At 40.1% G+C, this 14,138-nt stretch carries 10 protein-coding genes; 5 read left to right on the forward strand and 5 right to left on the reverse strand.

From position 1 onward, the window contains the following. Positions 1 to 11: 11 nt before the first annotated feature. The 3 genes from H5201_RS08560 to H5201_RS08570 all read right to left on the reverse strand — a co-directional run bounded on the left by H5201_RS08560 (position 12) and on the right by H5201_RS08570 (position 5,573). Complete coding sequence (locus tag H5201_RS08560) at positions 12 to 875, reverse strand: diguanylate cyclase domain-containing protein (protein WP_145234228.1); 864 nt, start codon at positions 873 to 875, stop codon at positions 12 to 14. A 244-nt stretch (positions 876 to 1,119) separates the two neighbouring features. Then, the gene (locus tag H5201_RS08565; protein ID WP_182784245.1) at positions 1,120 to 3,147 is read right to left on the reverse strand and encodes an ATP-binding protein; all 2,028 of its coding nucleotides are present in this window, start codon (positions 3,145 to 3,147) and stop codon (positions 1,120 to 1,122) included. Positions 3,148 to 3,584: 437 nt separating this feature from the next. Then, positions 3,585 to 5,573 (reverse strand): ligand-gated channel protein, encoded by a 1,989-nt coding sequence (locus tag H5201_RS08570; protein WP_182717759.1) that lies wholly within the window; start codon positions 5,571 to 5,573, stop codon positions 3,585 to 3,587. Between the two features lie 120 nt (positions 5,574 to 5,693). Here H5201_RS08570 and H5201_RS08575 point away from each other — a divergent pair, with 120 nt between their 5' ends. Together H5201_RS08575 and H5201_RS08580 are read left to right on the forward strand one after the other, a co-directional pair. Beyond that, entirely contained in the window at positions 5,694 to 6,602 is a 909-nt protein-coding gene (locus H5201_RS08575) for a LysR family transcriptional regulator (protein WP_182784247.1), read from the forward strand. Between the two features lie 107 nt (positions 6,603 to 6,709). Beyond that, positions 6,710 to 7,399, forward strand: a complete 690-nt coding sequence (locus H5201_RS08580) for a VC0807 family protein (RefSeq protein ID WP_149980025.1) — start codon at positions 6,710 to 6,712, stop codon at positions 7,397 to 7,399. A 17-nt stretch (positions 7,400 to 7,416) separates the two neighbouring features. On the opposite strand, the gene H5201_RS08585 is transcribed toward H5201_RS08580, so the two are convergent. Beyond that, a complete protein-coding gene (locus H5201_RS08585; RefSeq protein ID WP_145234238.1) occupies positions 7,417 to 8,022 on the reverse strand; it encodes a TetR/AcrR family transcriptional regulator in 606 nt (201 codons plus the stop codon). A gap of 170 nt (positions 8,023 to 8,192) precedes the next feature. On the opposite strand from H5201_RS08585, the gene H5201_RS08590 reads away from it, so the two are divergent. From H5201_RS08590 to H5201_RS08600, 3 genes are all read left to right on the forward strand, one after another. Further along, complete coding sequence (locus H5201_RS08590; RefSeq protein WP_182717757.1) at positions 8,193 to 9,242, forward strand: efflux RND transporter periplasmic adaptor subunit; 1,050 nt, start codon at positions 8,193 to 8,195, stop codon at positions 9,240 to 9,242. Further along, complete coding sequence (locus tag H5201_RS08595; protein WP_182717756.1) at positions 9,242 to 12,331, forward strand: efflux RND transporter permease subunit; 3,090 nt, start codon at positions 9,242 to 9,244, stop codon at positions 12,329 to 12,331. Before H5201_RS08590 ends, H5201_RS08595 begins: the two co-directional genes overlap by 1 nt. Before the next feature lie 230 nt (positions 12,332 to 12,561). Beyond that, entirely contained in the window at positions 12,562 to 12,954 is a 393-nt protein-coding gene (locus H5201_RS08600) for a GreA/GreB family elongation factor (protein WP_182730903.1), read from the forward strand. Between the two features lie 380 nt (positions 12,955 to 13,334). Here the strand turns inward: H5201_RS08600 and H5201_RS08605 are convergent. After that, positions 13,335 to 14,138 (reverse strand): ISAs1 family transposase (locus tag H5201_RS08605; RefSeq protein WP_182784249.1); only part of this gene is annotated, 804 nt, incomplete at its 5' end.

Here is a 14,138-nt window from a genome sequence, read left to right on the forward strand (position 1 = left end):
GAGTAACGTGTTTAGACAATACGATTACCCCCTGCATTTTTTGCAACATACATTGCTTGATCTGCATGTTGAATAAGTTGTTGTTCATTCTCGCCCATTTCAGGATAACTGGCGATACCGATACTGACTGAAAGCTGTAATGAATGTTCATCTATCACAAAAGCTTGTTCGCACTCTTTGCGGATTTTTTCAGCTGTTTTATGTACGTCTGAGCGTAAGCTAATCCCATGAAGTAAGACTAAAAATTCGTCGCCACCTAAACGCCCAACAGTATCAGATCCTCGAATACACCCTTGCAGCCGAGCAGCAATGGCTTGTAATAATCGATCACCACATTGATGCCCATATGAATCATTAACTTCTTTAAAACCATCAAAATCTATAAATAGTAGCGATAATTCAACTTGCTGTCGGTCAGCTTTCGTTAATGTTGATTGAATTCGGTCAAGTAACAGCATGCGATTGGGCAACCCAGTTAACTGATCATGTCCCACCATATGTTGTAATTGCTTTTCAAATTTTTTGCGCTCGGTGATATCATGAGCAACAGCAATTCTGAACTGATGTGAATCAGACCAGCGGACAGACCATAATATATGCACCACTCGCCCGTCTTTTCTCACCCAACGATTTTCAAAGCGCGGTTTAGAGCCCCCAGATAATAACGTATTTACTGCGTCAAGCGTGATCTCAATATCTTCTTTATAAACAAAGTCGAGCATTGGTTTACCAATTACTTCGCAAGGCTCGTAACCAAAAATGTCTTTAAAAGCCGCGCTCACAAAAACAAATACCCCTTGCTTGTCAACCACGCAAACAGCGTCAAGCATCAGTTCAAGTACATCCGAGAGACAAATCACACCACTATTTTTCATTCAACTCCATGCCTCAAACAGTAAAAATACAGTCTTTATTATTTATTTACAGTACCCATCAGTTAAGCAATCAATCATTGCGTAATAGTGTATAACGTATCTTAGGATACGGTTCATTGCTGTTGAGAGCTATAAAGAAATAATAATATATTGCGATAATAAAACTAATCATAGTGCGTTTTATCAAATACCACATTAAAAAACATACAAATATTAGGCCACGTTATGTTTCTCTGTTAATAAACTAGCTTATTTCTTTAGTTTTGTTCTTTCCTACAGCATTAACTACCGCTTCCTCAATCGAATGTAGTTTAAAAGGCTTTGAAATAAACATATCCATGCCAGCTTCTTTGCACGCAACTTTATCGGTAGATGATGTATTTGCAGTTAATGCCACTATTAAGGTATCTGCATAAGGACAAATATGTTGTGCTCGCAAAATTTTAGTGGCCTCAAGTCCATCCAGCTGCGGCATCACGCAATCCATAAAAATAAGATCGTATTTTTTTTGCTTACACTTTAAAATTGCGTCTTCGCCATCAACTGCAAAATCGGCTTTAATATTTAATTTTTCAAGCGAAGCGTCCAGTACCAATCGGTTTATTTGGTTATCATCAACAACTAAAACCGATAAATTAGTTGCCGCTATGACAACGTTTACCCGAGGATTATTTTCGATTTGTACTGCGCCGACTGCAAGTGGGATATCCACGATAAATGTCGTACCCTGATTAAAAGTACTATCAACCGTTATTGTCCCCCCCATAAAATCAATCAATTCTTTTACGATTGCCAAGCCTAAGCCGGTACCACCTTTACTCTTTTTGGCGTCTATTTCTTGTGTAAAAGGTGAGAACAATGAATCTAAAAATGAGTTGGTCATCCCCCTTCCGCTGTCACACACTTCAAGATGCAAGGCTAATTTATCACCGACTACATTCACATCAGCATTAAATTTTACCAAGCCTTCGTCAGTGAATTTTAACGCGTTACTTAATAAGTTTGACGCAATTTGGCTCAGCCGAGCATTATCGCAATAAGCCCAACAGTCATCTGCTATCGTTATATTTGTTTGAAAATCAACCTTACTATCTCTAAACAATGGAATGTACAACGAAGCAAGATCAACAAAAATTGTTTTTAATAAAAAATGATTTGGTTCGAGTTTTAACTCACCGTGGTTTATTTTTGAAAAGTCGAGCACTTCGTTAATTATACTCAGTAAAATATCCGCGCTACGCAAAGCTATCTTTAGTTTTTCAACTCTCTTATCTTCACGACGCTCACCTAATAGCGTAGTTAACATTCCGGTTATGCCGTTCAATGGTGTCCTGAGTTCGTGACTTATTTTAGCTAGTAGCATGCTTCTATCTTCTAACATGCGCTCTGCTTCTGCTTTTTTATTTTTTAACTCTTCGCGAAGCATGACCGATTCAGTCACGTCTTGTAAGGTACCAAATAACCTCACACATCGACCATTTAATAATTCAGCTTCACCAAATGTTGATACCCACAAAGTCTGTCCATTAGCGGTAACAAGTTCGAGGTCGAGATGCCATTTCTCGCCACTTTGTATTGCAGAGTTCACTGCATTAACGATGCTTTCTCTGCTTTCTCCTGCTTTAAAAAATTCAGTCGCAGCATTAAGATCAGGAACATAGCTATCACTAACTTGGTAAATACGTCGTGTTTGCTCGCTCCAAGTGACTTTATCAGTGAGTAAATCAACTTCCCACGTGCCAATATTTGCTACAGCCTCTAATTTTAACAGCGTATTGTTGTTTTTAATAAGCTGTTCATTGGTGATCTTGCGGGCAAACTCAGCACCCAGCCATTGTGCAAATAGCTCAACGTAGTCATGGGCTTGTTGTGAAAAGGGAGTTGAAACAGCCGGTGATGAAAAGTTAACTGTACCGAATACATTTGAACCGACTTTTATTGGCGCCCCAATATAAGATTCGAGCTGGAAATTTAGGTAACATGGGTGGTTTGCAATGCGACTACTCGACGCTTTATGAAAAGTAAGCGCGGCATTTGCTGCGAGTGTATGTACACAATAAGTGCCTTCTAAATCAAACGTTGTACCAGAAGCTAAAGAATTATCAGGTGTTATAACGTAGAGCACGGTATAAATATTTTGTTCAATTTTACTAACAATCGCGATATCTAAATTAAATACATCAAGCCCAAACTTGAGCAAACTATGCGTTTTCTCGTCAAAACTTTGACTTTGATCAGATACAATATCATGGAAGCTTCGAAGGAAATTCAAATAAATACCTCGTATTATTTTGCATAGCGACAGATGCTATAGCTAAAAAATCTTATCTAACCACTTCATATTGGTTAATTATTATAGCGTGTAATTAAATATTTACCTTACTAAGGAGACTGACCTTTCGGGATTAAAATTTGTTCAATTTAGGTTTAACACTTAGAGCATAGTATGTTTGCCAGTTATGCTGCGTTATCGCCTATTTATGGGGAATTACCACACTACATAAGCTCAGCCTAGCCTAGCCTAAAAGCCAAACACATTGCTGCAAACTTCGAAATAGAAACACACGCTACCCTAACTTTAGAGTAGAAACTTTTCATCAGCAATAGTTTATTTATATTTTCAGTTAGTTATAAAGCTCCATTTATAAAATAAGGCCTCAATTGAGACCTTATTACTTAACCTAAGCAGGGGTTACTAAGTGGTATGCATTAAAACTGCCACCCGAGCGATGCCCAATAACGGCGTCCGTCTTCGACATAACCATATTCATTCTCAGTGATATCTTTATCAAATAGGTTATAAATACCAAAGCCTAACTTTACGCTTTTAGTCAAAACATAATTACCACCCACATCGGCTAACGTGTAGTTAGGTGCAATTAGGCTGCTTTGTGAAGGTCCTGTGGTTGGTTGACTTTCCTCACCACGATAATGCACACGTAACCACCCCCCTAACTTATCGCTTGGCTGCCAGTTTAACGATGTTTGCACTATATGTTTAGGTAACTGATTGAGAGGACTGCCTTTATATTGCCCGGTTTTTTGCTCAGAATCGGTATAAGTGTAATTAGCGCTTAAACCTAAATCGCTGGTTAAGTCGTAAGAAACTGAAAATTCAAACCCTTGAGTCACGGCTTCATCAACATTTACATAGGTTGTCGGATCTGAACCAAACTGATTTTGGCCATCCGTGCATTGCGTAAGTGGGCATGCAATTCGCGTAATTTTGTCATCAAACTCATTGTAAAACACCGTACTTGAGATTGTGTAATCACCACGTGGATCGTAATAAATACCCATTTCATAATTCAATGACTTTTCAGGACTAAGATCTGGGTTGCCATAGATATTGCCGCCTCGACTTACTTGTCCCCAGTCTGCATTTGATTGACGAATATTAGGCGCTCTAAAACCTGTCGAAATACCACCTTTGATAGTGATAGCCTTAGAGGCGGTATAAACACCATATAAACGTGGACTCCAATGGCCTGAAAAATTATCGTCGTGGTCGTAACGCAAACCTGTGGTGAGCTTAAATTTGTCGCTGGTGCTCCACTCATCCTCAGCAAATACCGACCACTGTTTATTTTCTACATGGGTTAACTCGCTGATCCTATTACTCGTGTAATCATCAAGCACTTCTTTTAAGTAGGCTGCACCAAGCGTCGCGTTATGACCGGCAAAAATCGGTAAAGTCCAACTGGTTTGCGCATCCGTGTTTTCAACAAACATTTCACGAGAAGTATTATCGTACTTATCGTATTTTAAATAGCTGCGCGAGTTACCAAAGTCATAATAACCGTTATGGGTTAACGAGTAAGTTTGTTGCTCATACTCTGTTGTCGATGATTCTGGGCAACCTCTTCGGCCACAGCTTTCACCCGGCGCCAATGGTTCAACTGTTTTACCCAGTGTGTTTTCAAATTTTTGCTGCGCGCTGCCAACCTCTAGCATTATTTCGTGATTATCGTTTGGCGTTAAAATAAACTTTGCTTTAAGGTTACTTTGCTCTTTGCCCCTAAAGCCTGAAGTAAAGTTATCTTCGTCACGTTTTGAAAACTGCCCATATAATTGCACACCTAATAATTCTGGGACAAGTCCACCAGCTGCGAAAAAACTACCTTGATTAGTATTACCTGAGTCGCTACTTTGTTGAACTGTACTGTCTAAACGCAGCTCACCATACCACTGCAGGGGTGTTTTTCGAGTAATAATGTTTATCACCCCACCGATAGCGTCTGAGCCATACAAGGACGACATAGGCCCACGTATCACTTCAATGCGTTCAATTGCAGAGATTGGCGGTGTCCATGCACCTTCAACACCTGGTCCATCACTGTTTGGCCTTGTTTCACGTGATGATTGTCGCTGGCCATCAACTAAAATTAATGTGTATTGGCTAGCCATGCCTCGCAAGCTTATATCTTTGCGATCGCCACCGCCGGTAACCACAACTCCAGGAACATCGGTCATTGCATCGGTTAAGTCACGATAAAAGCGTTTTTCCAGATCTGCGCGATCAATCACACTGATGCTTGCTGGCGCGTCCTTTAACATTTGCTCATAACCTGACGCTGATACCACGATAACTTCCATATCTTGTTTCGTTTCATCAGCTAACACTATTGAGCTGGATAAACTAAGCGCGGTTAAAATGGCGCTAGTTAACGGTATTAACTTACAACTTACCGTGTTCATGATTTTTCTCCGTGACAAATGCAGTTTAAATGATAATAATTAGCGTTTGCATGGTAGTGAGATGTTCCTTTTTCTACAATGTGTATTTTCTTAAAACAGTATTAAGTAAGACTTAACCAAATGAATACAAAATTACTTCGCGCATTAACTGTATTTGTGCGCATTGTTGAAACGGGTAGTATGAGTAAAGCCGCAGTTGATCTTGCCATGACCACATCAGCAATTAGCCAACAAATCAAACAAATAGAGCTTGATATTAAGTTGAGCTTATTTAATCGCAGTCCACGAGAACTGACACTCACCGAGGCTGGCGAGATTTATTATCAAAGCTGTGTAACCATCCTCACCGCTGCAAAACAAGCTGGTGAAAAGCTGCAATTTTTACAAAACAGCCCTAGTGGTCAATTAAAGTTAGTAGCACCGGTTGGATTTGGTGGCGGAATATTAAGTGAACCGCTTAAAAAATTAACCAACCAGTACCCTTATTTTGATGTGCAACTGACTTTATCTGACGAACCCCTTGATATAATAAAGTCGGGCGCTGATTTGGCTATAGCGATTGGCCCGCTGGATGATTCAAGTTTAGTTGCTCGGCCTTTGGCGAAGTGGCCACTCGTATTATGTGTACATAAAAGTCACCCATTGGCTGAGCATTGCACACTGTCGCCTTGGCAGTTAAACCATTATACTCGTATCTCGCATTGCACTGCAGATCACCCATTAACGCATAGTTTAAACAGCCAAAAAAAAGCGCTCCCAAAACCACGTATCGTGGTTAATAACATGCACAGTATTATTCAATTAGTGTGTGATGGCGTTGGTTATGCAATTTTACCAAAGCCAGAAGTACAATCATTATTGCTAGAAGGAGAACTCGTTGAGTTATGCACTGACTGGCAACTGCCAACCTACAGTGTGTATGCAATTACCCCAGCAAGAGATATTTTGGCAGGTAAAACCAAACTGGCTATCGAAATTTTAAAACAGCACTGTGATGAAATCTCAGATTCATTAAAGCAGTCTGCATAAAGCAAATTATCCTAAACTTACTTGTAACTACTGCAACACAGCGGGTCTATATCTTAAAGTAACTTGTGTATATACTTTATGTATTGAATACCAATGATTGATGCATAATGACAGCGGCAAAAAAGAAGAGTAATTTTTTCAGTAATATAATTTTTAATATTATTTTACCTGCGGTGATTTTAAGCCGCTTTAGTACACCTGATACGTTAGGCCCGGTATGGGCAGTAGTGGTAGCACTTGCTTTTCCGCTGTTATTTGGTTTGTGGGAACTTAAACAATCAGGCAAAGTAAACTTTTTCTCAGTACTTGGCATTATCAGCGTACTACTTACTGGCGGTATCAGTTTATTTGAACTTGACCCAGCTTATATCGCGATTAAAGAAGCGATGGTACCAGCAATTATTGGTGTGATTGTATTGATCAGCCAGTACACCCCTTATCCGCTGATCCGTAAATTACTAATTAATCCTGAATTGCTTGATATTGATAAACTTATGCATTCGTTAGAGCAACAAAACAACACCGCGGTATTTGATGCAAAAATGCGTCTTGCCGGTTTTATTGTTGCCAGTGCGTTCTTTTTATCTGCAACACTCAACTACTTTTTAGCAAAAAGTATTGTTGTTAGTATGCCAGGCACCACAGCTTATGCCGAAGAGTTAGGACGTATGACTTGGTTAAGCTACCCAGTCATTGTGGCGCCGACTATGGTGCTATTAGGCGGAGCAATTATTTTCATTTTTAAGCAAATAGGTAAATTAACTAAACAACCTATCGATGAATTTATATTGCAGTAAGTGGTTACTCAAAAGCCTTAGCGATACATTTTAATAAACCGCCTTACGCAATCTTCAATATATGCTGCTGGCGGTACATCATTAATTTTTGCGTGCCCAAGTGCATGGCGTAATTTCCAATCACCTGTGGCCATGCCCAGTAACTGTAACGTGGCAAACTTAGGGTTGTCGATATCAAGCAAGCCCGCCTGTGCAATACTACATAAGCAGACCTCTACCTGCTGCATCACTACTTTAGGGGCGGCGTCATAAAACAATAAGGCCAACTCAGGGTATTCATCTTTGTGCGCTACGCACGTGTCGTATACTTTCAATGCCTCGGGTGAAAATACCAGTGTAATAAAATTAGTCACAACACGTAGTAAGTTTTCCTCTAGGCTTTGCGCTGGCTCAAAACGCTCTTTACGTAAGTTTGAGGAGGAACAATGCGCTGTTACAGTTTCAACAAATAGATTATTTTTGTCTTTGAAATGACTATAAACCGTTTGTTTAGATACTTGGGCTAATTTAGCAATTTGATCCATGCTGGTATTAGGAAAGCCTTTATCCATGAACAAGGTCGTTGCAGCTGTAATAATTTGTTGTCGTTTTTGTTCTGACCGACTTAGGGTAGTTATTTCCATTTTCACCTCAAATCAAACTAGACAGTCTAGTTTGATTGATTTATATTTATACAAAATTAGACTCTTGAGTCCAATTCTAAATCATTCTGCGTCTAGCACAAAGCATAACTGTGTTTAATGCACCTGACTAACCACGCTGATTTAACATGGCGATAAATAAGGATATTATAATGAAAAAATATCTGCTTAGTGCATTCATTTTATTCACACCATTTATATGTTACGGCGAAAGTCTGGTTCATGTAGCTGCCTACACAGTACAACAAGAGGCAGGCTATTATCAAACACGTACGCTTAGTGGCAAAGTGGTCATACAAAACGATGCAAAGTTGAGTTTTGAATTTCCAGGAAAAATTGCACAAATTTATTTTGATCAAGGCGAGCAAGTAAAACAAGGTGATATTATTGCACGCCAAAATACGCAGCTTTTAGTTATCGAAGAACAAAAACTTCAGGCGCAAAAACAACGAATTCAAGCACAACTTACCTTCGCTGAACTTGAAAAAAAGCGTTTAGCAGAACTTGATAAAAAGAACTACTCGGCCACCTCGGCACTTGACCAAGTTAAAACCAATATCGCTGTACTTAACGCAGAACTAGCCGCAATAGCAGCAAGCTTGAATGAAGTCAGTATCCGCACTGAAAAGGCACATTTAACCGCGCCATTCAACGGTATTTTAGGCCAGCGCTTTGCCTCACAAGGTGAAATTGTTGCAGCCAGTACACCGATTGTGCGTTTAATCGAAAACCAACATGCGCAAGTTAGCATGGGGATCCCACTGACACTGCAAAGCACCATCCAAAATAGCATGGACATTGAGATTGCCGGACAAAACTTTACTGCACAATCTATCAGTAAAGGAGCGAGTATCGACCCACATACACAAACCTTAACAATGCGCTTTGCTTTGCCAAGTAGCGCAGTTGTTTATGCTGGTCAATTAGCAAAATTAACAGTGCAACAATATCAGCAACAAAGCGGTTTTTGGGTGCCTCTTGATGCCCTTGCCGATGGTGTGCGCGGTACTTGGCAGGTTTATCAAATAAAAAACAAGGTACTAAAACCTATCATTGTGCAGCTTTATTATGCCCATGATGGCTATGCGTTTATTGGCGCCCCATTACACAATGGTGCGCAAATTGTTGCCAATGGCATGCATAAGCTGTCGGCCAACATTTCGGTTAATGTTGTTGCAAATCAACCAACCAAGGTGCTGTGATGATCCGCTATTTATTTAATCACGGGCGTGTCCAAGCGCTTTTAGTGGCGTTACTTATCGTTAGTGGTTTAGCTGCGATCAGTGGCTTAGCGCGCAGTGAAGATCCTCGAATAACTAATCGTATCGCTATCGTAACCACTGCTTTACCTGGCGCCAGTGCTGAACGAGTTGAGGTGCAAATAAGTGAGAAAATCGAACAAAAACTAAAATCCCAAGCTGAAGTAAAGCATTTATCGTCGATTTCTCGTCCTGGGCTCTCAGTGATCACCATTGAGCTAAAAGACGAAGTCACGAACGTTAAACCCATTTGGTCGCGAATGCGTGATTTATTAGGTGATGTCAACAACCAGTTGCCAGTAAATGCTTCATCACCGCTACTGGATGACGAGCGTGGCTATGCTTATACTCGTATCTTATCGCTTAACGCCAATGACGATATAACCACATTAGCAACGGTTAATCGCTATGCAAAAGAACTGCAAAATCAATTACGTAATGTTTCAGGTGTGGAGTTGGTGCATTTTTTTGGCCAAGTTGATGAGGAAATTTTAGTTGCGGTTGATCAACAAAAAGCCAGTTTAGCTGGTATTCCTTTAGCGCATATTCATGCAGCTATTCAAGGTGCAGATGCAAAAGTAGCCGCTGGTACCCTTACAAATGACAAATCGCAAATGCAAATTGAAGTGACCGGTGCGTTTGACTCGATTGCTCGCATTGGCGCAATTCCACTAAGTAGTAATCAAAATGCAGGGCAATATCAACTCTCTGATGTAGCCCAAATTACTCGCTCAGTAAAAACCCCCGTGAACGAAATTGCATTAATTGATGGAAAACCCGGTATTTATATTGCGATCCGCATGTTACCAAACTTGCGTATCGATACTTTTTCTAAGCGTGTTGATGTCGCCATCGATAACTTTAGCCAAGACTTACCAAGCCAAATTTTACTCCAAGATATTTTTGATCAACGCGGTTATACCCAAACTCGTTTATCCGATTTACTCAGCAATATTACCGTGGGGTTTGTGCTTATTCTAGTGGTACTATTTATCACTTTAGGTTTTAAAGCTGCTCTAGTTGTCGGCACCGCGTTACCTTTAACCGTATTGTTTACGTTAGTAAGTATGCAGCTCTATGGCTTACCTATTCATCAAATGTCGGTTACCGGTTTAGTCGTGGCCCTGGGCATTATGGTTGATAACGCCATTGTCATCACCGATGCTGTTCAGCGCTTTCGCCAACAAGGCCTAACAGCTTTAGCCGCAGTAGAAAAAGCCGTGGCACATTTTTGGCTTCCACTGCTTGGCTCAACTCTAACAACTATTTTAGCGTTTGCACCGATTGTGTTGATGCCAGGTGCTGCAGGAGAGTTTATTGGCGGTATTGCCTTAAGTGTTATTTTTGCCTTAATTGGTTCATACCTGATTTCACACTCTTTAGTGGTGGTATTTGCAGGGCAATTTATCAATAACGAACAGCGTACTGGTATCTTTTATCAAGGTATACGCACACCTAAACTCAGTAAACGCTTTGAAGCAACGTTAAAACGTAGCCTAGAAAAACCAATACTCACTTTACTACTGGTCTTTATACTCCCTGTTGCCGGTTTTTTTGGGGCAGGACAACTCACCGAGCAGTTTTTCCCGCCCTCAGATCGCGATATGTTTCAAATTGAAGTGCATTTTGCCCCTCATGTGAGTATTACATCAACTCGACAAGCCATAGAGAAAATGGATCAACTAATTCGGCAATCTGAAGGCATTGAAAAGCTCGATTGGATGATCGGAACTAATTTCCCAAGCTTTTACTATAATATGCTCCAGCGTAATCGCGGCGCCAATAACTATGCGCAAGCGATGGTAAAAGTAACCGACTTTAAACGTGCCAACGAGTTAATAAAAAGCTTGCAAATACAACTTGATAAAGCATTTCCAAACGCACAAACTTTAGTCAGAAAGCTTGAGCAAGGTCCACCATTCAATGCACCAATTGAAATGCGTATTTATGGCCCAAGCCTAGATACTCTCTCTGAACTGGGCCAACAATTACGCACGCAGCTCATTGCTCATAACGATATAACCCACACCCGTCCAACCTTATTGTCGGGCTCGCCTAAACTATGGTTAAACACCGATGAAGCAGCGCTGACTCATGCAGGATTAAGCCTAAGTAACATGGCAACCCAACTACAAAACCAGTTCAATGGTGTCGTGGTCGGCAGTATTATTGATAATACCGAAACCGTTCCCGTACGCGTTAGAGTTGCAGATAAGCACCGAGATGATATTAGCTCGCTATTTAGTACGCAGTTAAATACGCCAGCTAGTTCAAACCAAATAGATACTGCACAACCGCTAGTGATTGAATCATTTGCCAGTGCAACACTGAGCCCTTCTCGTGGCTCTATCGCTCGCCGTGACGGTGAACGTGTTAATATTATCGAAGCTTATTTAGCAACTGGCGTATTACCGCAAACCGTACTGAATGAAGTGACCGCCACCATTGCACAATCAGGCTTTGTATTACCCCATGGCTACAGATTAGAGCTCGGTGGTGAGTCGCAAAAACGCAACGAAGCGGTTAGTAAATTGCTTGGCCAAGTGGGGATTATTGTCGTGTTATTGATCACCGTACTGGTGATGTCATTTAATTCATTTACCACCACAGGGCTAATCTTAATAAACGCCCTGCAAGCTGCAATGCTGGGCTTGCTCAGTGTATTTATTGCTGGCTACCCGTTTGGTTTTACTGTGATCATTGGTTTATTGGGCTTAATGGGACTGGCCATAAATGCCGCCATTGTCATTTTATCAGAGTTAAATTCACTGCAAGCCCTCACTGATAAAAACAAAATCGTTGCCGCTGTGATGACTTGCTCACGCCATATCAGCTCCACTACCATCACCACCGTTGGTGGCTTTTTACCACTCATACTCGCCGGCGGAGGTTTTTGGCCTCCGTTTGCCGTCGCTATCGCAGGTGGTACTGTATTAACCACTGTGTTGTCATTTTACTTTGTTCCTGTGGCATATTATTTAGTATCAAAACGCACGCTACGCACAAAAAAACATGGAATTAACGCACACTAGTAAATTTAAATTAATATCTTTATTTTTAAATTATAAAACACCATTGATATAATATTTTTATGAGGTATGATTACTTTAAATAAGAGGAACATCATGTTTATATTAATATCTCATCCACAAAAAACAAATCTCACCTTCGACATTTAAGCCGAGTGTAACTCTTACACTCGGCAGTCTCACTGTATTATTTTAAATTTAAGTTCGGTTCAGTTTTCGTGGAGATTTAGTCCGTGTTTGCTTTTCTGTTCGGGTACAAAACCCCTGCTTTTTATAAGTATAAAAACTATTTAAGCCAAAGTTCAGCATTTTTACATCCGCTGAAACTCGCGCATGTGTTGCAAAAAATAGAGTATTCACAACGACCTTGGTCAAAGTTTAGCCCACATGTACAAATTGGCTGTACCGTAGTCATCCAGCATACTGATACGGGTTATAAACGCCGTATAAGCTTAGTTCCGGCTGCAGAAAAGGGGCTATGTAATAATGTTGTGTCATTACACTCTTCTATAGGTACTGATCTTTTAGGACATAAAATAGGTCACATTTTTGAGTGTAAAGAATATGGATGTTTTCACTCTTGGCAAATATTAGCAATTAATAGTAAGGAGAATTATATAGAGTAAATCATTTCAATTTTTATTTATTAATTTTTATATATTTAATTGGAGTTATTTATAATGAGTAAAGAAAAAGCTAAAAAACCAGCAAAAATGACGTTAAAAGAAAAGCGAAAAATACGTAAAGAGAAAACAAAGACAACCGAAAAGTAAAGAGTTGTCACTTTACATATAACGTTTCATGGAAACCTTAATAAAGTCCAAAGCTCGGCATTATAAAAATGTCGGGCTTTTATCGTTTAAATAAACTTTAAATAAGTATAAATTAGCTGCAAAAATAAAGCGCAGTATAAACCGCGCTTTCAATTTACTCTGATACAGAAGGTTCAGTATTTGCTTGAGCATCGCTTACAGGAGCTTCGTCAGGGCAAGAGCATGAAAAAAGCCTATGATTTCAATACCTTTTCAAGGTAACCTGTACTGCGCATAGCTTTTTTCTGTTTTGCGGGCATGCCTTTATTAAAGCTTGTTTCTGCTTTTAGCTGATTAAATGCGATGTGTCTCAGCCCCGCAAATACAGGTGCTGCACCTTCACGCCTAATTCGGCAATCATCTTCTTTAAATCCGACATCTAAACGCCAATGTAATCCATTCTCTATTTGCCAATGTTGCCGTGCGGATCTTGCGAGTTCTTCCGCCGATAAATATGCTGAACTGATGTAGTATCTATAGCATAACTCATTGCTTACTTTGTTTTTTTCTTTCCTATAAGAAACAATAACTCCCACTGTTTTGGCATCTTTCCAATTGCTCGTTTCTGATAAATCACTTACGTTATGACTAACAGCACAACACCTGAATTCTTCTCTGTTTTTATGATAATCGGCTTCATTAAACAAAACTCCTTCGGACGCTTGTCGTGTGACCTCAGGTAATAAAGCATTCTCTATTTGTGACAGCAGTCCTTTATGGTTCGCTTTTACTGCAAGTAGGTAATCGGCTTGTTTATCCACTATTGTCTCTGCAATTGATTTTTGACACCCCATCGCGTCAATCGTGACTAAGCAGCCTTTTATCTCCAGTAATTCAAGAAGCTCTGGTAACGCTGTTATTTCATTCGACTTTTTATCAACAGGGCATTGCGCCAAAACAACACCATTTTCGCACGCAAATGCACTGACCATATAAAGTGCATCGCGCCTATCTGACTGATTAAATGAACCTTTCAATCGCTTACCATCAATCGCAAC

The organism is Pseudoalteromonas sp. SG43-6, from assembly GCF_014164365.1.
Taxonomy (GTDB): domain Bacteria; phylum Pseudomonadota; class Gammaproteobacteria; order Enterobacterales; family Alteromonadaceae; genus Pseudoalteromonas; species Pseudoalteromonas rhizosphaerae.

What these genes read in the sequence shown, in the direction of transcription:
- H5201_RS08575 (WP_182784247.1), top strand. Translation starts at nt 5,694, where the DNA reads ATGAATACAAAATTACTTCGCGCATTAACTGTATTTGTGCGCATTGTT.
- H5201_RS08590 (WP_182717757.1), top strand. Translation starts at nt 8,193, where the DNA reads ATGAAAAAATATCTGCTTAGTGCATTCATTTTATTCACACCATTTATA.
- H5201_RS08585 (WP_145234238.1), bottom strand. Translation starts at nt 8,022, where the DNA reads ATGGAAATAACTACCCTAAGTCGGTCAGAACAAAAACGACAACAAATT.
- H5201_RS08595 (WP_182717756.1), top strand. Translation starts at nt 9,242, where the DNA reads ATGATCCGCTATTTATTTAATCACGGGCGTGTCCAAGCGCTTTTAGTG.
- H5201_RS08570 (WP_182717759.1), bottom strand. Translation starts at nt 5,573, where the DNA reads ATGAACACGGTAAGTTGTAAGTTAATACCGTTAACTAGCGCCATTTTA.
- H5201_RS08560 (WP_145234228.1), bottom strand. Translation starts at nt 875, where the DNA reads ATGAAAAATAGTGGTGTGATTTGTCTCTCGGATGTACTTGAACTGATG.
- H5201_RS08580 (WP_149980025.1), top strand. Translation starts at nt 6,710, where the DNA reads ATGACAGCGGCAAAAAAGAAGAGTAATTTTTTCAGTAATATAATTTTT.